We start from the raw sequence: 20,321 nt of genomic DNA, 5'->3' as shown, positions 1-20,321 counted from the left end.
TTTAACTTTTTTGAAGTTTTTTTGTTTTCGTTCGTTTGTGCCGAACCATTCTACTGATTTCGTCCCGTTTAAGGAACTCTCCCTTCAGGACTTTATTAGTATACAACATGATGTTGGTCTTGGCAAGGGGGAAATGTAATTTTTTTCAAAAAAAATGAAGGCTGGGTGAATTCCCAGCCTCGATATGAAGGTGTTTATTTAACTTCAAGAAGTCCAAAACCACCGTCTTCACGTTTGTAAAGAACGTTAGTTGAGTCATCTTCTGCATCTTTGTAAATAAAGAAGTCGTGACCAAGAAGGTCCATTTGAAGAGTAGCCTCTTCTACACTCATCGGTTTAAGATCGATTTGTTTAGAGCGAACAATTTTGACTGGATCTTTTTCTTCTGCCTCAATCAATTCATTGGTGAAGATTTGACCTGTCGCAACTTTGGCTCTATGTTTTTTCTCAATCTTGGTTTTGTTTTTACGGATTTGACGATCAATTTTATCGACCACTAAGTCAACAGAGCCATATAAATCTTGGGAAACATCTTCTGCACGAAGAGTTAGGGAGCCAAGTGGAATGGTTACCTCAACCTTAGCAGTTTTTTCACGATATACCTTTAAATTGACCCGTACATCGAGCTCTTGATCATCCTGAAAATACTTGGAAATCTTTTCAAGTTTTGCAGTAACATAATTACGTATTGCTTCTGTTACTTCAATGTTTTCGCCACGGATACTATATTTAAACATATATATACCTTCCTTCTAAGCTAGAAGCTTTTCTATATATATAGTATATCGTTTTCACTTCAAAAATGCAAGCCCTTTCCTCATCTTGCGATGGAAAATGTGAAAACATTTTGACTTACGTTTTCATAAATTATTTTCTTAGCCTGGGCCAGAGTCGCTCCTGTTGTGTAAACATCATCCACTAATAGTACTCCTTTAGAGACCTTAAGAGACTGCTTCAATTCAAATACCTGCTCCATTTCTAACCGTTCTCTCCTCCCCTTTCCAATTTGATGCTCAACCTCAGCCTTTTTCAATAGTGGATAGTAGGTAATTCCTGCAGCTTCTAGAAATCCTTCAACTTGATTGAAGCCCCTTTCTTGATACCTGTGGTCTGATACCGGTATTGGTACCACGGTATAGCCCCTCCATTTTCTAAGGTTTTCTTTTACTTCTTTTGAAAAAGCAAAACGAAGCTGGTAATCTCCCCAGAGCTTGTAACGAACAAAATAGTCGGCCATGTTCTTCTCATATTGGTAAAGGGCTGTATGACAAATCGGGTGTCCTCGTTCTTGCCATAACATACAATCTGAACAGAGTTCTGAGCTACCTGACTTTTGACAAGACGGGCAGCAGTTTTTATCTATTTTTCGAAAGGATAGTCGACAGATGGAGCATAGATACTCTTCATTTTTTACCATAAAAAATAAATCTGCGAATAATAGGGGACTTACAATGATGCTTTGACAAAGGATACAACGGTTCAAAATCCGGCCTCCTGATTCATCTGCTTGATTTCTTGAATAGCTTGCTTGATAGCACGAGTCTGTTCTTGGGCGAAAAAGAATACGAGGCCAACTGGTCGTTCTGGGCTACGGCCAACACGTCCTGCTATCTGCACTAGGCTACTTTTCGTATAGAGAGGATGGTCAGCTTCCAGAACAAACACATCCACCTTTGGAAAAGTAACCCCCCGTTCTAAAATAGTGGTTGTGATCAGAACCTCCACGCGCCCTGTCCGAAAGTCTTCGACCAGTTCTTTCCGATTGGGAGAATGGGAGGAGACGAATGCCGCCCGAAGTTGGGGATACAGTTGACTTAGTTGTTGATAAAATGCTTTGCCCCATTGGATCAGAGGAAGAAATATCAAAAGCGGAAAGCCGCTTCGACGTTGTTCTTTAAAGGAATGCAGAAACTTCCTAGGCAATCGACCACCAGCTTGATAACCAGACCAATAATGTACTTGAGGGACAATCAAGGGATTCTGGTGAAAACGTTTAGCCAAGGCCAAGCGTTTTAGGTCTCCTCTTTGAATCCTTTCTTCCAACCTAGGCGTTGTTGTGGCCGTAAGAAAATGTAAGGGTGCCTTCGGCTTTCGTGCTTGGTCAACAGCTGCATACAGCTGGTCGTTTTCATCAAAAGGGAAAGCATCCACTTCATCAACAATCAGCAAGTCAAAAGCTTGATAGAAGCGAAATAACTGTTGAACTGTCGCCACAACGAGTTGACTTCTCCTATAGGGCTCTCCCTCACCATAGAGAAAACAAGAAGCCACTTCAAAATCTCTTTGTAAACGATGATGAAGCTCCCGACAAACGTCAATCCTAGGACTTGCCAATCCCACCACTCCACCTTGATTGAGGTAATGAGTCAGCAAAGGATAGAGCATTTCCGTTTTCCCTGCACCGGTTACAGCATGAACCAGACAAGACCACCCTTTCATACTATAGTCACGAAGCATCCGAGCTACCTTTTCCTGGTCGCTGCTAAGTTGGCCCAACCAACGACAACTCTCTGTCATCGGAAAAGGCTGCTGTTTCAGATAATACAGCTGATCATCCGATCGCACGCGCCCCATCTGGATACACTCACGACAATAGAGGGCCCCTTGCGGGAGACGATTTGTTTCATTTAACTGACTTTGGCACCTTTGACAAACCCATTGACCCTTGATTTTTTCAATGCCTGGCATCGTAAGAGCCACAGACTTCAGTTTTTCTGGCCATTCCCTTGCCGGGAGACGTCGACCCCAATAATTTTTTTCAACTTCCATACTTCTTTATTCGAAAAACTTGCATTCTTTTTTACTTTGACTACAATAGAATTATGGAATTTAGAACAATTACTCAAGACGGCGCTGCCGAACAAACTATTAAAAAATCCCGTTTCCTCTGTCAGGCTAAGCGGGTTAAGACGGAAGAAGAGGCACGTGCCTTCATTCAAGCTGTTAAAAAAGAACACTACAAGGCGACTCATAATTGCTCGGCCTTTATTGTGGGAGAAAAATCCGAAATTAAACGCTCCAGTGATGATGGCGAACCAAGCGGAACAGCTGGTGTACCTATGCTGGGAGTTTTGGAAAATCACAATCTTACCAATGTCTGTGTCGTTGTCACTCGCTACTTTGGCGGAATTAAACTGGGGGCGGGTGGGCTGATTAGGGCTTATGCTTCTAGCGTGGCTCTAGCGATAAAAGAATTAGGCATTGTCCAACGTAAGGAGCAAATGGGCTTGCAGGTGGAACTCTCCTACTCCCAGTATCAAGAATATGGAAATTTCTTAAAGAATCAAGAATTGGAGGAATACGATACCCAGTTCACAGATACGGTTCAAACTCTGCTCTACCTAGATAAGGAACGACTGGAATCAGTCCAAGCAACTTTGACTGATTTTTATCAAGGAAAAGTAAACTACCAAGAAGTCGGCTTGCGGGAAGTTGAGATTCCCCAACCCCTATATGAGAACCAAGAATAGAAAAAGAACTTGCCTTGAAATGAAGGCAAGTTCTTTTTCTATTCCTCATGATCTTTCAGATAAGCCAAGGCTTCTTTGGTCCAGTTAGAAAGGTTCTTTCCTAATGGACGAAAACCAGATTTATAGCGGTCGTTCGTAAAACGTCGACGTCGAGGGAAGCGATGTTTCTCCTCTTCCAAGGTTCGCATAGATAAACTAGCTTTACCAGAGTATTCGTCATAATCTACGACTTGAACAGTAATACTTTGTCCTATCTTCAAAATGTCACTGATATTCTCAATAAATCCTGTCCGAATTTCGGAAATATGGATTAAACCCGTTGTCCCATTCTCAAGTTCTACAAAGGCTCCATAGGGTTGAATACCACTAACAACACCCTTGTATTTTTCGCCAATTCTCATTCCTCCACCTCAATTTTCAGAATGATCACGGGTTCTAAAGGTTTATCCATCATGTCTACTTCAACATGGGCAATCTTATCAAGAACTTCAAAAGAAGTGGGATCCATTAACTGACCAAAAACTGTATGTCGACGATCCAAATGAGGTGTACCACCCGTTTCTGCATAATATTCTGCAATCGGTGCAGGCCAGCCCCCTCGAACCAATTCTTTTTTATTGTAGGTTCCACCTGTGTTCTGAACAATGAAGAATTGACTACCATTGGTATGGGGACCAGCATTGGCCATAGATAAGGCACCACGGAGGTTGTAAAGTTCTTCATGGAATTCATCTTCAAATTCACTACCATAAATGGATTCTCCACCCATACCAGTTCCGGAAGGGTCTCCGCCTTGAATCATAAAATCTTCAATGATGCGGTGGAACGTTACCCCTTCATAATAACCTTCCTTGGCAAGACCAAGGAAATTGGCAACTGTTTTAGGTGCATGATCAGGGAAAAGTTTGATCTTCATAGTCCCTTGGTTGGTCTCCATGCTAGCCACAGGCCCTTCGACTTTCTCCAAATCCAATTGTGGAAAGTTTAACAGTTTAGGAATCAGCCCCATTTCCACTAAAGCATGTTCAATTCCATTCTCTTCCACTGACTTGGTCACAAAGTCCGCCTTGTCCTTAACGGAATCAAGAGCTCCTCCCATGGCAACTGCCAATCCAGCTAGATCAAACACCTCCAAATCATTTAGACCATCACCAAAGACCAAAAGATTCTCCAGCTTGAGGTTTAAACTTTCCAGAACTTTTTTGACACCAACCGCTTTTGACATATCCTTGATTACAACATCGCATGAATTAGTGTGCCAACGAACCAGACGAAGATTTTTAGCTAATTCCTCTGGCAAGGCTAAATCCTGTTCTCCTTCCTCGAAGGTCCACATTTGGTAAATAGCTTCTTTTTGATCCAAGTCCGGATCAATCTCAAGTCCAGGATAGACAACATCAATGGCTTCATTTATGAGTGGGGAACGTTTAGAGAGGCTAGCCTGAACTTTTCCAACCAATCCATAAGCCACTTCTTGGTTAGCAGCCCAATCTTTATAAGCTTGAACCTGTGCCTCTGGGATGGGTTGGCTAAAAACAACCTCACCCTTGGCATCTTCCACATAAGCCCCGTTTATCGTTACCAAATAATCTGGTTTCAAGGCTCGCAATTCTGGCACAACACCAAGAGGTGAACGGCCCGTCGCAATTCCCACCTTAATTCCAGCTTTTTTTAAGTCACGAAAAACACGCTCAATCGAAGCTGGGATAAAGCCCGTGTCCTTCACCCGTAAGGTATCGTCAATATCAAAGAAAACAATTTTTATTTTTTTTGCCTTGTATTTTGTTTTAGTATTCATGTTTACTCCTTATCCCCAATCCTCATCTGATTGCACCAAATGATGTTGAAAGGCATAGATAACTGCCTGTGTTCGATCACTCACTGCCAATTTTGAGAGGATATTTGAGACATGTGTTTTAACTGTTTTTAATGAAATAAAAAGTTCGTCTGCAATCCGCTGATTTTCATAGCCTTTGGCCAAAAGGGCGAGGATATCCCGCTCCCGGGGGGTTAAATCTTCGTGCAAAGGACGATTGAGGCGGTGTTGTTCGAATTTTTGAGAAACTTCAGTCTGGATAGCCATCTCCCCTTGCGAAACTTTCCGAATCGCACTGAAGATTTCATCCGCCGAGGAAGTCTTGAGAATATACCCCTTGGCTCCAGCTTCTAAAACAGGATAAATCTTTTCATTGTCCAGATAAGAGGTCAAAATTAAAATTTTAGCTTCCGGCCAAGCTTTCAAAATATTCAATGTGGCTTGAATTCCATCGACATCAGGCATCAAAAGGTCCATGACAATCACATCTGGTCGCAATTCCAGCGCCAATTCCAAGCCTTCCTTGCCATTATTGGCTTCACCAATAACCAAGGTATCCACCTGCAAGTTAAGATAACTTTTGAGGCCCAATCGGACCATCTCATGATCATCCACTAATAGAATTTTCATCGAGTTCTCCCTTTAAAATTGGTATGCGAATATCAATCGCGACTCCCTGATAGGGAGCCGTTCTGAGGGTCATTCTACCTGCCATATCTTCTACCCTCTCCTCCATATTGGCCAAGCCATAATGGAAATCTTTGGTTTGATTTTTTTGAAACCCTACCCCATCATCGACCATTTTCAGCTGCAACTGACCCGGTGTCTGTCTAAGATAGACTTCAATATGTTTTGCTTGAGCGTGGCGCAAGGTATTGCTGATAAACTCTTGCACAATCCGATAACAATGGTTTTCAATTTCAGACGACAAGTTTCCAACCGAAACTTCTAGACGTGCGGAAATTGAGCTCTTTTCCTCCACTTCTGAAAGCAACGTTTTAAGAGCAGTGACTAGGTCACGTCCCTCCAGTTCCCTGGGACGCAAGTGAAGTAACAGGATCCGTAAATCATTCTGGGCGGTATTCAAGATCCCCTCCACTCCTTGCAGCTGTCCCCGCATTTCATCCGCATCGATACTGGATTGCCGGAGACCCGAGACCATCATGCTTGCGGCAAAAAGCTCTTGGCTGACCGTATCATGTAGATCACGGGCAATTCGTTGCCGTTCTTCAGTGATAACCTGGGCCTTCTCAACCAACTCCTGGTTCTCCTGCTCCTGACGATTTTCCTGCAAACTTTGAATAGACTCTCCTAGTAGCTGGAGATCAGCGTCTAAGATAGGGTCATCCAAACTCGTGTAGGTTTGGCCTTTACGAATTTGTTCTAGGGCTGGATGCAGACGATTGCGCATGGTTTGGGCACGCCATATCTGAGCCAAAAAGGCCAAACCGACTGTTCCTACCGACAAAGCTAGCAACATTGCCAAAATCTGGAGTCCAATCCAATCTCTTAACCAGAGATCAACCCAATTATAGTCTAGTAATTGTAAAAATTTTGTCGTTAAAAAAAAGAGGAGTCCAAAGGTTGCCACAAAAATAAAGAGATAAACACCCTTTCTCATCGGCGAATCACCTCCACATTCCCCAAGAGGCTGGAAATAACCAACTTGACAGAGCGGTTGGCCTGATACAAATCCTCGCTATGAATCTGTAACTGTTCATTGCGCAAATAGTAGGATTCATCGAAGAAGTGAACATCTCCATACAAAGTGTTCACAGATAACTCAACGGCAAGGTCTATTGGGACATAGATCTTGGTGTGACCGACGACCTTGCGAATCAGGATAAGATTAGCTTCAGGACCAATGACCACTTGGTCTAGATAGAGAGTATCATTACCACTAAAGCGAAAGAGATTCAAATCCTCAAAATCCTGATCTTCTGCTAAAAAATAAGAGAAATCTCCAATCCAAGTATTACGCTGCTTTGTTCCAGCCTGTGGTAGATGAGTAACTACTGTAGGCTTATGTTCCCGATAAAGGTAAGGAATACTGGCTGTAAATCCATAAATTAAGCCAAAAATAATAGCTGCCATCCCAAAGGGGTTGAGACTAAAGGCTAGAAAGAGAAACAAACTCAAGGCCACCAGGAGTAGATTGGACTGGCTGTCCACCCGATAATAGTGATACAACAAGAGACAGAGTACTAAAAAGAGTATCCCTCTTGTCAGATCATCTGTAAACATCGTTAAGAGAGCGAGTGTTACTAGAATTAACTCGATCAATACAAAAAAATGAATTTTTCTCATCACAAGCTCCTTGTACCTTCTTATTGTATCAAATGGGAAGCCTCCTGAACAGTAACAACCCACGGAGAACCAAAAAAGGCCTGGTCTAGTTCCCAAGCCTTCTTCATTTTGTATACTCTTTTAGTTTATCTTTTATTACTGTGTTAGCTCGTCTTGCCGTACTTCAGTACTGTCTGCGACTCGCTGCCTTGTACTAAAAGCAAACTAAAAGACAATATTATTCCTCTATGTTGGATTGTGAGGATGTATCACTTCGACTAGAAGTTGAGGTTTCCGTGCTGGTATCCGTATCGATCAAGCTATCATCTGTTGGTGATGAATCAAAACTGGAACTATTAGATGAATAACTGGATTGATTTTGAACAACCGCTGCAACCGTCAATTCAATATTTGCAGACTTAACATCTATAATATTTCCCACCAAGGGATTTTGCCGAACAATGATATCGGACTGGGAAGCTGTCACATCATTCGTCACGCGCCGTGTGATTCGGTTAGCTGGAACTCCTAAGTTAATGAGAATATCCCGCGCATCCCTATAAGTCATCCCCGTGAAATCAGGCATCTCAATCGTGGTCGCTTGGCGAGCCACTTGCAATACAATCTTCGTTCGTCCGGTCGGATCAAATTCTGTTCCTTCCGCAGGAGTCTGAGCCAGGACAGTCCCAGCTTCTTCATAGGTATCATCTACTTCTTCAATCTGAATCAAGCGGTCAGGCACCTGATGTTCCTCCCGTAGGATATGCTCAGCTTCACTAAGAGTCCTTCCCACCAGATTTTCCATCTTAAAGCGGGTTCCCTCAGCCGACACAATTAAATCAACCGTTGAACCTTCACGTCTTTGGGTACCAGATTTCGGATTGGTCCGAATGACATTTCCTGGTTCTATTTCTGTCGAAGCTTCTTCGGAAACATTCCCAACGACAAGTCCTGCAGCCTCAATCTGGCTCCTTGCATCCGCTAAGGGTAGATTTTCAACTTGAGGAATGACTGCAGATGCCGGACTAAGGAAGATCAGGGATAAGACTGCTAAGACTACCAATACAAAGGCTCCAAAAACCACCTTGTAACGCATACGAATACGCCGACGACCGTGTTTCATTTTGGCGGTAGCACCAGATTTCTTCTTGTTGACTGGCTTTTTCTTTGGAGTAGCTGGCTCTTCTGCTTTAGAGTCACCCTCTTCCTTTTTGGCAGGAAGTTCTACCGGACGGGCCGGTGCTGGAGTCACCTTTGGACTGGGAGTGGATTTGGGAAGTGTTTTAACTTCTGATTCTTTTTCGGAAAATTGTAGGATTGGCTCATTGCGGCGCTCGTAAGAAAGACTGGTGGAAAGATCCAAGTACATATCCGCAACCGTCTTATATCGGTCTTCCAGTTTCTTAGCAGTGGCCTTTATGACAACATTTTCCACGGGATTCACTACCCGAGGATTCTCTTCCCGAATAGAAGGGAGGGGTTTTTGAAAATGCTGTAGGGCAATCGTAACTGCACTATCCCCGTCATAGGGAATATGCCCCGTCAACATTTCATAGAAAATAATTCCCATCGCATAAATATCCGATTGGACAGTTGCCTTGGAACCCCGCGCTTGTTCAGGCGAAAGGTAATGCACGCTTCCTAGCATTGAATTGGTTTGCGTCAAGCTGGTTTCCGCAAAGGCTACCGCTATTCCAAAGTCTGTGACCTTAACAGTCCCACCCTTGGTCAAGAGAATATTTTGCGGCTTCAAATCACGATGGACAATCCCTCGCATGTGGGCTAGACGCATAGCCAGAAGAATTTCCCCCATGATACGGACCGCTTCTTCATTACTAAGAGGAGCTTTTTCCTTTAAGTAACGTTTTAAATCCAGGCCAGACACATATTCCATAGCCAGATACTGCTGACCTTCTTCTTCCCCAAGATCTGTAATACGAACGATATTGGGGTGGTCCAATTCGGCCATAGCTCTAGCCTCACGTTGGAATCGAGCTACTGCTACCGGGTCTGTCTGATAGTTTGTCCGTAGAACCTTAACAGCTACTTCCTCCCCATCCAAAATCAAATCCTTAGCAAGGTAGACATCTGCCATTCCTCCACGTCCGATCTGCTCCAGGATTTTGTAACGACCAGCAAAAATTTTACCGATTTGGATCATAGCCGGTCCTCCTGCTGATAACGAACAAGCGCAACCGAGATGTTATCCAGACCACCTGCATCATTGGCCATTTGAACCAAGGTTTCAGCTTTTTCATGAAGCGATAATTCGCTAGCCAGAATTTCCTTAATTTGCTGATTGGTCACCATATTGGTAAGCCCATCACTATTAATAATTAGGTAATCCCCTTCCTGAAGCACAGCTAAGCCAATATCTGGCTTAACTGGATCTTGTTGTCCAATAGACTGGGTAATAATATTTTTTTGAGGGTGATTCATAGCTTCTTCTTCTGTAATTTGCCCCGCTTTCAAGAGCTCATTAACCAAAGAATGATCACTGGTCAACTGGATATATTCCTGTTGATCCCAGATACTCACCCTTGAATCTCCGACATGGGCAAAAACAGCCTGGTTGCCAATGATAGCAACAGCATCCAAGGTTGTACCCATTCCACGAAATTCTTCTTCTTGTCCCATGGCATGGATTTTTTGATTTTCGATTTCCAATTGGGTTTCAAACCAGGCACGCATGGTATCAATTGAATTGATATCGGTATTGACCCAAGCAGCTCCCAGGTCAGTCACCGCCATCTCACTAGCAATGTTGCCAGCTCGGTGACCTCCCATTCCATCGGCTAACACAATCAGAGGATTACCCGCGTGGTTACGAAATTGATTGACAAAATCTTGATTATTGGAACGTCTTTGTCCCACATCTGTCAACAATGCAATCTCCATGTCTTCTTATTTCCTCCTTCAATCAGGATTTCTTTCTTAGTTGGCTGATAAAAAATCCATCCGTCCCGAATAACTCAGGTGTGATTAGAAGACAGCCATCTACCATCATCTCTGTCTTAGGATGAATGAGCGGAACCTGTTCAAAGTCAGGATGTCCTTCTAAAAACTTTTGGATCACTTCTTGATTTTCTTTTGCAAAAATTGTACAAGTACTATACGTTATTATACCACCTTCTTGCAAGGTTTGACAAACACTATCCAATATCTCCAACTGAACCGCTTGGAGTTGGTCCAAGTCCTCCTGATTTTTACGATATCGAATGTCGGGTTTACGACGCAGGAGTCCAATTCCTGAACAAGGAGCATCGACCAGAATCTTATCAAAGTACCTAGGTGGAAAAACCTTGTGAACAGCACGCGCATCCAAACGTTGGGTTTTAATTCGATCTGTCAAACCCAGGCGCTGAGCAGTTTCCTCAATCAGAGCCAACTTGTGGTCATATAAGTCCAATGCTACCACCTGCCCCTTATCCAAATAAGAAGCTATATGGGTGGTTTTCCCACCAGGTGCACTACAGGCATCCAAAACGCGTTCCCAACCTTCTAAGTTCAAAGTGGGAGCCACCAGCTGGCTGGACTCGTCTTGAATAGTCACGAGTCCTTCTTTAAAAGCCTGGCTGGCAGCGAACGGACCATGGTCTTTGACCAAACCGCAAGGTGAAATCTCAGAGTCCCTAGCATCCAATTGGTCACGCAAGCTTGCTTTTTCCGCCATGTTCTGAATCCGAATGCTAGCTCGATTTCGCCAGAGAAGACTGGCCATAATAGCTTCAGCACGTTCCTGTCCGTATTCAGTAATAAGATCGCGAACCAACCAGACAGGTAGCGAATAGGTCACCGATAGGCGCTTATTAAGGCGCTTGATGCTAGCTGGATCAGGTACACCTTGGTCCTGAATTTTACGCAGAACTGCATTAACATAGCCGCCAGCTGCAGAGTGCAGGCGTTTTTTGACCAAGTCAACTGCTTGGTGGATGGCCGCCCGATTTGGAATTTTTTTCAAATAGAGCATTTGATAAAGGGTCAGGAGCAAGACGGGATAAACTGGGGAATCTAACTGATCACGGTCTGGGATAAAAGAGGATAAATACCACTCCAAAGTAATTTTGCGAGTCAAGGTGCCATAAACCAATTCAGTCACCAGGGCCTTATCTGTGTTAGAAAGGTGACTCTGGTTCAATGCCTTGTTCAAAGCTAAGTTGGCGTAGGCTCCTTGTTCTAGAACTGCTTCAAGAATTTCAAGGGCAAGCTCCCTTGCCGTTATTTGTTTACTCAAAGCGATCTCCTACCTTTACTTCCCGTCCAACGCCATTAAGGAAATCCTGAATAGGCATAGCTGCCTTACCAAAGGGTTGCAGACGAAGAATGGCTACGGCACCACTTCCAGTCCCCACATGCAAGGATTTCTTATCGCGGAAAATGACCTGCCCCGCAGGCCCATGCCCATCAACGAGCTGAGTTTCTTGAATTTTTAAGCGTTCCCCCTGCCAGAAGGTATGGGCTACTGGCCAAGGATACATGCCTCGGACTTGATTAACCAAGGCCACCGCGGGCTTACTCCAATCCAACTGCTCTTCCTCCGGTTTGATATTAGGAGCGAAGGTTACTAAATTAGGATCCTGGGGCTCTGGTTGAATTTCTCCTCTGGCATAGGTTTCTAATTTTTCCAACAAAAGGTCACGACCCAAAATAGCTAATTTTTCAAAGAGGGTTCCCACATTGTCTTCTTTCTCAATTTCAAGCGAAGCCTGCGCAATCATATCTCCAGCGTCCATCTCTTTGACCATCTCCATCAAGGTCACGCCAGCTTCTTTATCCCCATTGATCAAAGCATAGTGGATGGGTGCTCCACCCCGATACTTGGGCAGAAGGGAAGCGTGCACGTTCACTGCAAAGTCAAAGGCAACTAAAAGCCTTGTTGGTAAAAACTGGCCAAAAGCTGCTGTGACAATCCCATCCGCATCCAGCTGCATCAAAGCTTCCATTTCTGGACTTCCGGATAGCTTTTCTGGCTGAAATACAGGTATGTCATGGGCTAACGCCACTTCCTTAACTGGAGTCGTCCGCAGCAGTTTCTTGCGACCAACTAACCGATCTGGCTGCGTAACAACCGCAACAACCTGAAACCGTTCATCTGCTAACAAACCTTCCAAAACCGTGGCCGCAAAGGCAGGGGTTCCCATAAAAATGATATTCATGAATCAATCCTCTTCTTTCCTTACTGGGGTTCGTGGTCAATCGTCAGTCGAACCTGTTGAAATTCTTTAGTCTGGCTCAAATCCAAAACGCGGTTAAGCGCCGTTTCTAAACCAGCTTCTTTCCTGTATTTAATCAATATTTGATAGTGGTATAGATTGTGGGTCCGACTAATGGTCGATGGAGTAGGTCCAAGAACCACTACCTCAGCAGACAAGTACTGCCGAATGAGACCAAGAGTGCGATAGGCAATCTCCTCGACGACCCGTGCCTCCCTGTGGGAAAAATGCAAAGCCACTGTGAAATAATAGGGAGGGTAGCCTGCTAATCGACGAATACGCATTTCCTCTTGATAAAAGCCTTCGTAATCCTGTCGGGAAGCAAAGCCAATCGCATAGTGTTCTGGATTGTAGGTCTGCAAATAAACCCGACCAGGCTTATTGGCCCGACCTGCCCGACCTGCCACCTGCGTCAAGAGCTGGAAAGTCCGCTCAGCAGCCCTGAAATCAGGAAGGTGAATCCCCGTATCCGCATTGAGCACACCCACCAAAGTCACATTTGGAAAATCCAATCCCTTGGCAATCATTTGTGTCCCTAAAAGGATATCTGCCTCCCCACGACCAAATTGTCCCAATAGTTTCTCGTGGCTACCTTTTTTTCGGGTTGTATCCACATCCATACGGAGAACTCGAGCCTGAGGGAGAAGCTCATTCAGCTCCTCTTGCGCTCTTTCAGTCCCGGTTCCATAGTAGTGGATATCTCGACTCTGGCAGTTCGGACAGGTCTGGGGAATTCCTTTTCGAAAATCACAGTAGTGACAATTCATGGTTCGGGTAGACATATGTAAGGTTAGGGAAATATCACAATTAGGGCAGGTATCAACTTCACCACAAACTCGACACATCATAAAACTAGAAAAACCACGCCGATTCAGCATCAAGACAGCTTGCTCTCCCCGCGCCAAAGTTTCCTCCAAGGCTTCTAAAAGAGGGGGGCTAATATTGCGGTCTTCCTTACTGGTCCGGTAATCCCGTAAATCTATGACTTCGACTTGTGGAATCAACGCTTTGGGGTTGGCTCTCTGCGTCAATTCAACAAAATCATAGACACCACGCCAGGCTCTTGCTCTCGATTCTAGACTCGGTGTTGCCGACCCCAAAACCAAGGCAGCCTGATGATACTGGGCCCTCAACAATGCCACATCTCTTGCATGATAGCGTGGATTCGTGTCCTGCTTATAACTCGACTCATGTTCCTCATCAATAATGATAATACCAATATTGGTTAAGGGAGCAAAGATTGCTGATCGAGCCCCAATCACAACGCGAGCCTGACCATGGGCGATTTTCCACCACTCATCATACTTTTCTCCAGCTGAAAGCCCCGAATGCAAAATGGCTACCTCTTGACCAAAGCGGCCAATAAAGCCCTTTGTCATTTGGGGAGTCAGAGAAATTTCTGGTACCAAGACAATCGCATTTTTCCCGGCTTTTAAGACCTCCTCAATAACCTGCAGATAAACCTCAGTCTTCCCGCTTCCCGTAATCCCTTCTAGCAAAACGGGTTGGGTCTTTTCTTCCCCAACATGAGCCAGAATTTTCTTTTTAGCCTGAGCTTGTTGATCATTCAACCTGGGGGCCTGAGTGGGCTTAACCCCTTCAAAAAAACTGGCAGACCGCGAGACACTTTTCTCAAAAACTTCTAAAGCACCTTCGTCCGTTAAGTACTTGGTCACTGGACTGGTGAACAATTTATTCAGTTCCGTCAATCGACCTTCATTTGGATGTTGCAAAAGGAATTCACGCGCCTCTAGCCGTTTAACGGCTTGTTTGCGAATCTCAAGCTTTGACAAGACTTGAGGGTTTGTCCGGTACCACTTCTCATACTTGAGAGTCGCCTGATCCTCAGCAAGATATTTCACTTCAACTTGTCCCTTGGCTACCCATTTTTGTACCTGGACTAACTCCTCAGGGCTCAGCTTAGAAGCACGCCGTCCTCCTCCGCTTGGAAAAAAGGTAGTGGCATCCGCCAGGTCCAATCGATCAGTGGGGAGGTACAATTTATCATACTGAGATTGCAACAGGCTGGGCATCATCATTTTGAGCAGTTGGATTTTAAATGAAAATACTTGGTAACGTAGTTGCTCCACCAACCACAACTGCTCCTGGTTCAGAATGGGGATTTCATCCAGAACTTCGACGATCTCTTTGAGTTCTAACCCTTTTTTCTCCTCTCCCTTAAGGCCTATAACCACCCCCTGAATCAAGCGATTCCCATTGCCAAAAGGCACATGTACACGAACCCCGACTTGGATATCCTCCTGCCATTTATCTGGAACTCTATAAGTAAAGGGACGATCGGTTTGCCCCGTCGGCACATCTACAATAATCTCTGCCAGCATCTTTACCTCCTTAAAGGCTCAAAAAGGGAGTCTCTGGGACCTCTTTTACACGTGTCCCCTTTGACTCCCTCCATTTTGTGGACGTCTAAGAAGCTGCCTTGCTTAGATTTTTCCACCTTCTTCTTTTTCTTTGGCAATTTGTTCTTTAATTTTCTTCTCTTCTTCTTCCTGACGCTTGCGCTCTAGCTCAGCCTTCAAGCGAACCAATTCACGCTTAGCTTCCGGATCAGGGTGAATCACCACCGTACCAGCCTCGATTTCTTCCAAAGCACGAAGCGTTGACTTCACAGATTTGAAATCTTGAGTCGCTTCCGCACCCGCTTCTAACTCGTGAGCCCGCTTGGCTTCAAGAATAACAAGGGAATACTTGGAGGGTACTTGATCTAGCAAGGTGTCAATAGAGGGTTTTAACATCATAATGGAATACCTATTTTTCTATAAAAACTAACGAACGGTCGCAGTATTGCGCACCATGTCTTGGTAATGGCCGATAACGCGATCAACGCGAAAATGTTCCGCTTCGATGACACGCTTCACCCGCTCTGCCGCAAGGGATACTTCATCATTAACGATGGCATAGTCATATTCTCGCATCAAGGCAATCTCTTCTTTCGCCTTTTCGATACGTTGGGCAATGACATCCGCAGAATCGGTCCCACGACCAACCAACCGGCCCTGAAGTTCATCTAAGTCCGGCGGAGTCAAAAAGATAAAGACCGCATCTGGAACCTTCTGCTTAACTTGCAACGCTCCTTGAACTTCTATTTCCAAAAAAACATCTATCCCTTTATCCAGGGTTTCATTGACATAGTTCAAAGGTGTGCCATAATAATTGCCAACGTATTCAGCATACTCCAACATTTGACCTTGGCGAATGAGTTCTTCGAACTCTTCGCGAGTCCTAAAGAAATAATCCACACCATCGACTTCTCCAGGACGCTGAGCTCTGGTGGTCATGGAGACTGAGTACTGAAATTGGTTATCAGAACTTTCGAAAATTTCTCGTCTAACAGTCCCTTTCCCAACACCGGAGGGACCTGAAAATACTATTAATAAGCCGCGATCAGCCATGAGTTCTCCTTCAATATCTTTAAAATCTAGTCTATCAAAAATGACTACCATTTTCAACCAATTTTCTTGTATCTAAATGAAAAGCCCCTCTTGGTTTGAACCAAAGAAAGGACTTCTCAATTATTTAGCAAATTCAATGGCTCGAGTTTCGCGAATAACAGTTACCTTGATATTTCCAGGATAATCTAAGTTGTTTTCAATTTTTTCACGAATATTGTGAGCCAAGAGGGTCATCTGGTCATCTTTTAGTTTGCTTGGGTTGACCATAATGCGAATTTCCCGTCCCGCTTGAAGTGCGAAGCTGGATTGAACACCTTCAAATTCGGTAGCGATATCCTCAAGATCACGTAAGCGTTGGATATAATTTTCCAAGGATTCACTGCGTGCACCTGGGCGGGCTGCACTGAGAGCATCTGCAGCAGCGACAATAACTGCAATTACAGAAGTTGGTTCGACATCACCATGATGGCTTGCGATGGTATTAATGACCACAGGGTGTTCTTTATACTTACGAGCCAATTCCGTTCCAATCTCAACGTGACTTCCCTCTACTTCACGATCGATCGCTTTCCCTAAATCGTGAAGGAATCCAGCCCGGCGAGCCAATACTGGATTTTCACCTAACTCACTGGCAATAATACCCGAAAGTTTGGCCACTTCAATGGAATGTCGTAGAACATTCTGTCCGTAAGAAGTCCGGAATTGCAAGCGGCCCATCATTTTCATAAGATCCGGGTGCAGATTGGGTGCCCCAATTTCATAAGCTGCATTTTCCCCGTATTCACGAATACGTTGGTCCATCTCAAGTCGGTTTTTCTCCACCAACTCCTCGATTCTAGCTGGGTGAATCCGACCATCCTTGATCAAAGCCTCCATGGTCATCCGGGCGATTTCTCTACGAATTGGGTCAAATCCAGACAACACAACCACTTCTGGAGTGTCATCAATGAGGACGTCAATCCCAGTTAAACTCTCAAAGGTTCGAATATTACGACCTTCTCGACCGATAATACGACCTTTCATATTGTCGTCAGGCAAGTGAACGATGGCGTTCGTTTGTTCTGAAACAAATTCTCCCGCCATGCGTTGCATGGCCTGTGAAAGGATGTCTTTTGCGACCTTATTGGAACGCTCCTTGATTTCCCATTCTGCCTCCCGAACCCGATTGGCAATCTCAGAAGTGAGTTTGACCTCAACCTCTTCTAAAATCTGTGTCTTGGCCTGATCTGGGGTCAAACTTGCAATACGTTCGAGTTCTGCTCTCCCTTGATCTTCAAGGGCTGCGACACGTTCCTGACGTGCATCAATTTGTTTAGACTGTTCTCCAAGAGACTGCTCTTTTTGATCCAAGAGCTCTTCCTTACGAGCCAACTTTTCATCTTTACGATCTAAGCTACCGGCTCTCAGAGTCAAACGATTTTCCGTTTCCTTGAGCTCTTGACGTTCTGTTTTGAATTCAGCTGCTACATCTTCTCGGTACTTCCGAGCTTCTTCTTTTGCTTCTAGCAAAACTTCCTTTTTAAGGGCCTTAACCTCACGCGTCGCCTCCTTCATTAAGGATTTAGCTTCCCGCTCAGCCTGACCACGAACAGTTGTCGCTTCTTGTTCAGCATTTAAGAGTGCCAACGCAGCTTCCTCCTGCTTCTTGGCCGTCGCTTTGAGACCAAGGGCACTTCCTGCTCCTAAACCAATGATGACGGCAAAAACAAACAATCCAATTGTTACCACGTTTTCACCTCATTATTTCAATTTGAATGCTCTATTACATTCTTTACTATTTTATCACAAATCATCACTATATTGTTCATTTATACAAAAAATCCCACATATAATGTCCCATAAATGCAAACCAATCAATTTGATTTAGCCAAAAAATATCGCTATACAGCCTCTTACTTGAAAAAGAATTCAACGTTAGCTTCAAAGGTGAAACATTCAAAGAATCACAAGCTAAGTTCTAGGAGGATCTTACGATAGGAATAGGGACCTAGGATACCTCTATAAACTTCAAATATTCACTCAGAAAATCAAAAAAGCTTGCAGAGACTCTTTGCAACTCCCTAGACCTTTGCTTTCTGTACTGTTGTTATTTTTACAAGTGGGTTGGAGGTAAAATGAAGGGCTGGGTAACAGACTTAATAATGAGGACTGAGTAACAAGGAGTGTAAGAAACAACCATGAGCCCATTCCATAGCTCTATTGTTCTGGGAAACATTCAATAATTAATGTTCAAACCGGGTTTTAATAATCCGCTAAACTTATATTACGAGGAGGCTGTAAGGTTTTAAAAACACAAACCTCATTTCTTCAAATAGAATTTTTTAATATTTTTCATACTGGACAAACTTCAAAATCGGAATACTCGAAAAATTTCAAAAAACCGACTAGGAAAGCCGATGATGGTTGAACTTAAGTTCACCGAAGAGGCTTGACAACGTCAGATTTTGAAATTTAATGAGTATCACTTTATAGATTTCCTCTAATCCTCTCATCACACCACTCTTCAAAAAAATAAGACTGGATGATGTTTCCAGTCCTATTTCTACATGTTAATAATCAAGAGCATCCGCTCCACCAGGTGCGTTCCCTACGTAATAACCAGTTTTAGCATTAATACTGAAGAGATAGGTTCCATCAGGTTTAAAGAGGTTGAAGTAGGCGTTCCCATTAATGATATTCACTCGCTCCAGGATGTACTGGTTGCCTACAATGTAGCCGTTGCGACGGGCATCATCCAAAATCCGTTCCAGTACACCCGGAGTAAAGAACCAAGCTTGATTTTCAGAGTCCACCAATTTTGCAGGATCATATGGTACACGACTCAACTGACGTTGGATTGGAATCCCCCAGTTGATGTAGCCGCCACCAGCTGGAACAACTGCTGTTGCTGCTTGAGGCGTAACCACCATTGCTGGATAGGCTTGTCCACCTGGAGAGATCGTTGTAGTCGCAGGTGCTGGATTTACTGGAGCTGTCGCTTGCACGGGTGCCACAGGTGCAGACTCAGTCGGAGCCGGTGCTTGTGCCTCTGTCGTTGCAGATCCGGCGGTGGAAGCAGCGTTAGCCGTTTGTGGTGCTGGCGCTGCCACAGCCTCTTGCCGGCCTTTCTCTAAGCCTTGTTTAATTAAGGCGTTTAAGCTCTCGTTGCCACTATCGATATCACCAAAAGATGCATTAGCTTTGGGTCTAGCATCTGCCTGAATTTCACCATCAACTAAAACTGGTGACTCAAACTGCGCATTGAGGTCTTGAATAGCAGAGATTTCCTTGGACAATTTGTCATAAGTCTCCTTAGCCTTGTCATACTCTTTGGTATTTCTTAGCTTATTCAGAGCTTCTTGTAGTTTTGGTAAATCTCCAAAGGCAGCATTCTTCAATGCTGTCTTCTCTGACGAAGTATAAAAGGTATCCAACAAATCATTGAAGGCCTTCAAATTTTCTTCCACTGTCTTTTCATCCTGGCTCGAACTCGAACTAGATGAGCGACTTGAGGAACTAGATGAAGTGGTTTGTTGGTAAGACTGTTGCGATTGTTGCAACAAGGCATAGCTAGTCCCACCTAAAACAAGAATCGCTAAAGCAACAGCCGCTGAGTATACAAAGGATTTTTTCTTATAAAAAGGAAGGTTGGCCATATGCCGTGCCCCCTCAGCAGCAAACTCCTCGGTTGCTGAAACCGCTGAAGGACTAGCCGCAATTGTCACATCCACCTCACTGTTTACTTCTTCCGCCCCCATAGAAGACGCAACTGATTCCACCGGGATCGTGTCAAAATCAGTTGTTTGTCCCAAATCATCAACCTTATCCGCAACTTCAGAAATTGCTTCGCTGTTAAAAGTGGAAGCCACTTGAATGCTGGTCTCAGAGCTTAGGTTCTCCGAAACTCTCTTAGTTGGTTCGGACAAGTCAATGGTCTGGGTATCAAATTTAGCTTGCTGGATTTCATCTTTATGCTGCTTGATATACTTGTCCAAGGCATTATCCCCGACTACAATCCCCGCTTTACTTTCTTCATTCTTGCGGACCGCTTCTGCGACGGTTAGATCTTGCGCCTGTTCTAGGTCCAAGATGCCATCATGTTCCGATTGCGGCGGAATTCCATCTTGTTTCGACATATGATTCT

18 protein-coding genes are annotated in these 20,321 nt (G+C 44.2%); 1 reads left to right on the top strand and 17 read right to left on the bottom strand.

The genetic code is table 11. From position 1 onward, the window contains the following. Nucleotides 1-194: 194 nt before the first annotated feature. From hpf to JEQ21_RS05790, 3 genes are all read right to left on the bottom strand, one after another. Nucleotides 195-737, bottom strand: coding sequence for a ribosome hibernation-promoting factor, HPF/YfiA family (gene hpf, locus JEQ21_RS05800; RefSeq protein ID WP_199364503.1), 543 nt, complete (start codon nucleotides 735-737; stop codon nucleotides 195-197). An 80-nt stretch (nucleotides 738-817) separates the two neighbouring features. After that, a complete protein-coding gene (locus tag JEQ21_RS05795; protein ID WP_233340773.1) occupies nucleotides 818-1,300 on the bottom strand; it encodes a ComF family protein in 483 nt (160 codons plus the stop codon). Between the two features lie 179 nt (nucleotides 1,301-1,479). Next, nucleotides 1,480-2,769 carry a DEAD/DEAH box helicase gene (locus tag JEQ21_RS05790; RefSeq protein ID WP_199364501.1) on the bottom strand — a complete coding sequence of 430 codons (1,290 nt, stop codon included), beginning with the start codon at nucleotides 2,767-2,769 and terminating at the stop codon, nucleotides 1,480-1,482. A 53-nt stretch (nucleotides 2,770-2,822) separates the two neighbouring features. Between JEQ21_RS05790 and JEQ21_RS05785 the strand changes: the two genes are divergently transcribed. Continuing rightward, on the top strand, nucleotides 2,823-3,470 hold the full coding sequence (locus tag JEQ21_RS05785) for a YigZ family protein (protein WP_199364500.1): 648 nt from the start codon (nucleotides 2,823-2,825) through the stop codon (nucleotides 3,468-3,470). 38 nt (nucleotides 3,471-3,508) lie between these two features. On the opposite strand, the gene JEQ21_RS05780 is transcribed toward JEQ21_RS05785, so the two are convergent. From JEQ21_RS05780 to JEQ21_RS05715, 14 genes are all read right to left on the bottom strand, one after another. Next, the gene (locus JEQ21_RS05780) at nucleotides 3,509-3,871 is read right to left on the bottom strand and encodes a S1 RNA-binding domain-containing protein (protein ID WP_199364499.1); all 363 of its coding nucleotides are present in this window, start codon (nucleotides 3,869-3,871) and stop codon (nucleotides 3,509-3,511) included. Further along, entirely contained in the window at nucleotides 3,868-5,268 is a 1,401-nt protein-coding gene (locus tag JEQ21_RS05775; protein ID WP_199364498.1) for a Cof-type HAD-IIB family hydrolase, read from the bottom strand. Before JEQ21_RS05775 ends, JEQ21_RS05780 begins: the two co-directional genes overlap by 4 nt. A gap of 9 nt (nucleotides 5,269-5,277) precedes the next feature. Continuing rightward, on the bottom strand, nucleotides 5,278-5,916 hold the full coding sequence (locus tag JEQ21_RS05770) for a response regulator transcription factor (RefSeq protein WP_199364497.1): 639 nt from the start codon (nucleotides 5,914-5,916) through the stop codon (nucleotides 5,278-5,280). Beyond that, nucleotides 5,894-6,907: a sensor histidine kinase gene (locus tag JEQ21_RS05765; RefSeq protein WP_199364496.1), complete on the bottom strand. Its 1,014-nt coding sequence runs from the start codon at nucleotides 6,905-6,907 to the stop codon at nucleotides 5,894-5,896. The genes JEQ21_RS05770 and JEQ21_RS05765 overlap by 23 nt, the downstream gene beginning before the upstream one ends. Beyond that, nucleotides 6,904-7,593 (bottom strand): cell wall-active antibiotics response protein LiaF, encoded by a 690-nt coding sequence (gene liaF / locus JEQ21_RS05760; RefSeq protein WP_196091452.1) that lies wholly within the window; start codon nucleotides 7,591-7,593, stop codon nucleotides 6,904-6,906. The genes JEQ21_RS05765 and liaF overlap by 4 nt, the downstream gene beginning before the upstream one ends. 217 nt (nucleotides 7,594-7,810) lie before the next feature. Next, nucleotides 7,811-9,733 carry a Stk1 family PASTA domain-containing Ser/Thr kinase gene (gene pknB, locus JEQ21_RS05755; protein WP_199364495.1) on the bottom strand — a complete coding sequence of 641 codons (1,923 nt, stop codon included), beginning with the start codon at nucleotides 9,731-9,733 and terminating at the stop codon, nucleotides 7,811-7,813. Continuing rightward, the gene (locus JEQ21_RS05750) at nucleotides 9,730-10,470 is read right to left on the bottom strand and encodes a Stp1/IreP family PP2C-type Ser/Thr phosphatase (RefSeq protein WP_196967415.1); all 741 of its coding nucleotides are present in this window, start codon (nucleotides 10,468-10,470) and stop codon (nucleotides 9,730-9,732) included. The genes pknB and JEQ21_RS05750 overlap by 4 nt, the downstream gene beginning before the upstream one ends. A gap of 22 nt (nucleotides 10,471-10,492) precedes the next feature. Further along, nucleotides 10,493-11,812 carry a 16S rRNA (cytosine(967)-C(5))-methyltransferase RsmB gene (gene rsmB / locus JEQ21_RS05745; protein WP_199364504.1) on the bottom strand — a complete coding sequence of 440 codons (1,320 nt, stop codon included), beginning with the start codon at nucleotides 11,810-11,812 and terminating at the stop codon, nucleotides 10,493-10,495. After that, a complete protein-coding gene (gene fmt, locus JEQ21_RS05740) occupies nucleotides 11,799-12,728 on the bottom strand; it encodes a methionyl-tRNA formyltransferase (protein ID WP_233340770.1) in 930 nt (309 codons plus the stop codon). Before fmt ends, rsmB begins: the two co-directional genes overlap by 14 nt. A gap of 20 nt (nucleotides 12,729-12,748) precedes the next feature. Then, nucleotides 12,749-15,127, bottom strand: a complete 2,379-nt coding sequence (locus JEQ21_RS05735) for a primosomal protein N' (RefSeq protein WP_199364494.1) — start codon at nucleotides 15,125-15,127, stop codon at nucleotides 12,749-12,751. A 102-nt stretch (nucleotides 15,128-15,229) separates the two neighbouring features. Beyond that, nucleotides 15,230-15,544 carry a DNA-directed RNA polymerase subunit omega gene (gene rpoZ / locus JEQ21_RS05730; protein ID WP_196091448.1) on the bottom strand — a complete coding sequence of 105 codons (315 nt, stop codon included), beginning with the start codon at nucleotides 15,542-15,544 and terminating at the stop codon, nucleotides 15,230-15,232. Nucleotides 15,545-15,571: 27 nt separating this feature from the next. Continuing rightward, a complete protein-coding gene (gene gmk, locus JEQ21_RS05725; RefSeq protein WP_196091447.1) occupies nucleotides 15,572-16,198 on the bottom strand; it encodes a guanylate kinase in 627 nt (208 codons plus the stop codon). 120 nt (nucleotides 16,199-16,318) lie between these two features. Then, on the bottom strand, nucleotides 16,319-17,926 hold the full coding sequence (locus JEQ21_RS05720; RefSeq protein WP_196967417.1) for a ribonuclease Y: 1,608 nt from the start codon (nucleotides 17,924-17,926) through the stop codon (nucleotides 16,319-16,321). Nucleotides 17,927-18,747: 821 nt separating this feature from the next. Next, nucleotides 18,748-20,313, bottom strand: a complete 1,566-nt coding sequence (locus JEQ21_RS05715; RefSeq protein ID WP_199364493.1) for a cell division site-positioning protein MapZ family protein — start codon at nucleotides 20,311-20,313, stop codon at nucleotides 18,748-18,750. Nucleotides 20,314-20,321 lie beyond the last annotated feature (8 nt).

It is taken from the genome of Streptococcus sp. 121, assembly GCF_016458205.1.
GTDB lineage: Bacteria > Bacillota > Bacilli > Lactobacillales > Streptococcaceae > Streptococcus.
The sequence above is the reverse complement of the archived record's forward strand: the minus strand, read 5'-3'. Positions and strand labels throughout refer to the sequence as shown.

Bases quoted from the DNA above. Each gene is read 5' to 3' on its own strand.
- hpf (WP_199364503.1), bottom strand. From the start codon at position 737: ATGTTTAAATATAGTATCCGTGGCGAAAACATTGAAGTAACAGAAGCA.
- JEQ21_RS05795 (WP_233340773.1), bottom strand. From the start codon at position 1,300: ATGTTATGGCAAGAACGAGGACACCCGATTTGTCATACAGCCCTTTAC.
- JEQ21_RS05790 (WP_199364501.1), bottom strand. From the start codon at position 2,769: ATGGAAGTTGAAAAAAATTATTGGGGTCGACGTCTCCCGGCAAGGGAA.
- JEQ21_RS05785 (WP_199364500.1), top strand. From the start codon at position 2,823: ATGGAATTTAGAACAATTACTCAAGACGGCGCTGCCGAACAAACTATT.
- JEQ21_RS05780 (WP_199364499.1), bottom strand. From the start codon at position 3,871: ATGAGAATTGGCGAAAAATACAAGGGTGTTGTTAGTGGTATTCAACCC.
- JEQ21_RS05775 (WP_199364498.1), bottom strand. From the start codon at position 5,268: ATGAATACTAAAACAAAATACAAGGCAAAAAAAATAAAAATTGTTTTC.
- JEQ21_RS05770 (WP_199364497.1), bottom strand. From the start codon at position 5,916: ATGAAAATTCTATTAGTGGATGATCATGAGATGGTCCGATTGGGCCTC.
- JEQ21_RS05765 (WP_199364496.1), bottom strand. From the start codon at position 6,907: ATGAGAAAGGGTGTTTATCTCTTTATTTTTGTGGCAACCTTTGGACTC.
- liaF (WP_196091452.1), bottom strand. From the start codon at position 7,593: ATGAGAAAAATTCATTTTTTTGTATTGATCGAGTTAATTCTAGTAACA.
- pknB (WP_199364495.1), bottom strand. From the start codon at position 9,733: ATGATCCAAATCGGTAAAATTTTTGCTGGTCGTTACAAAATCCTGGAG.
- JEQ21_RS05750 (WP_196967415.1), bottom strand. From the start codon at position 10,470: ATGGAGATTGCATTGTTGACAGATGTGGGACAAAGACGTTCCAATAAT.
- fmt (WP_233340770.1), bottom strand. From the start codon at position 12,728: ATGAATATCATTTTTATGGGAACCCCTGCCTTTGCGGCCACGGTTTTG.
- JEQ21_RS05735 (WP_199364494.1), bottom strand. From the start codon at position 15,127: ATGCTGGCAGAGATTATTGTAGATGTGCCGACGGGGCAAACCGATCGT.
- rpoZ (WP_196091448.1), bottom strand. From the start codon at position 15,544: ATGATGTTAAAACCCTCTATTGACACCTTGCTAGATCAAGTACCCTCC.
- gmk (WP_196091447.1), bottom strand. From the start codon at position 16,198: ATGGCTGATCGCGGCTTATTAATAGTATTTTCAGGTCCCTCCGGTGTT.
- JEQ21_RS05715 (WP_199364493.1), bottom strand. From the start codon at position 20,313: ATGTCGAAACAAGATGGAATTCCGCCGCAATCGGAACATGATGGCATC.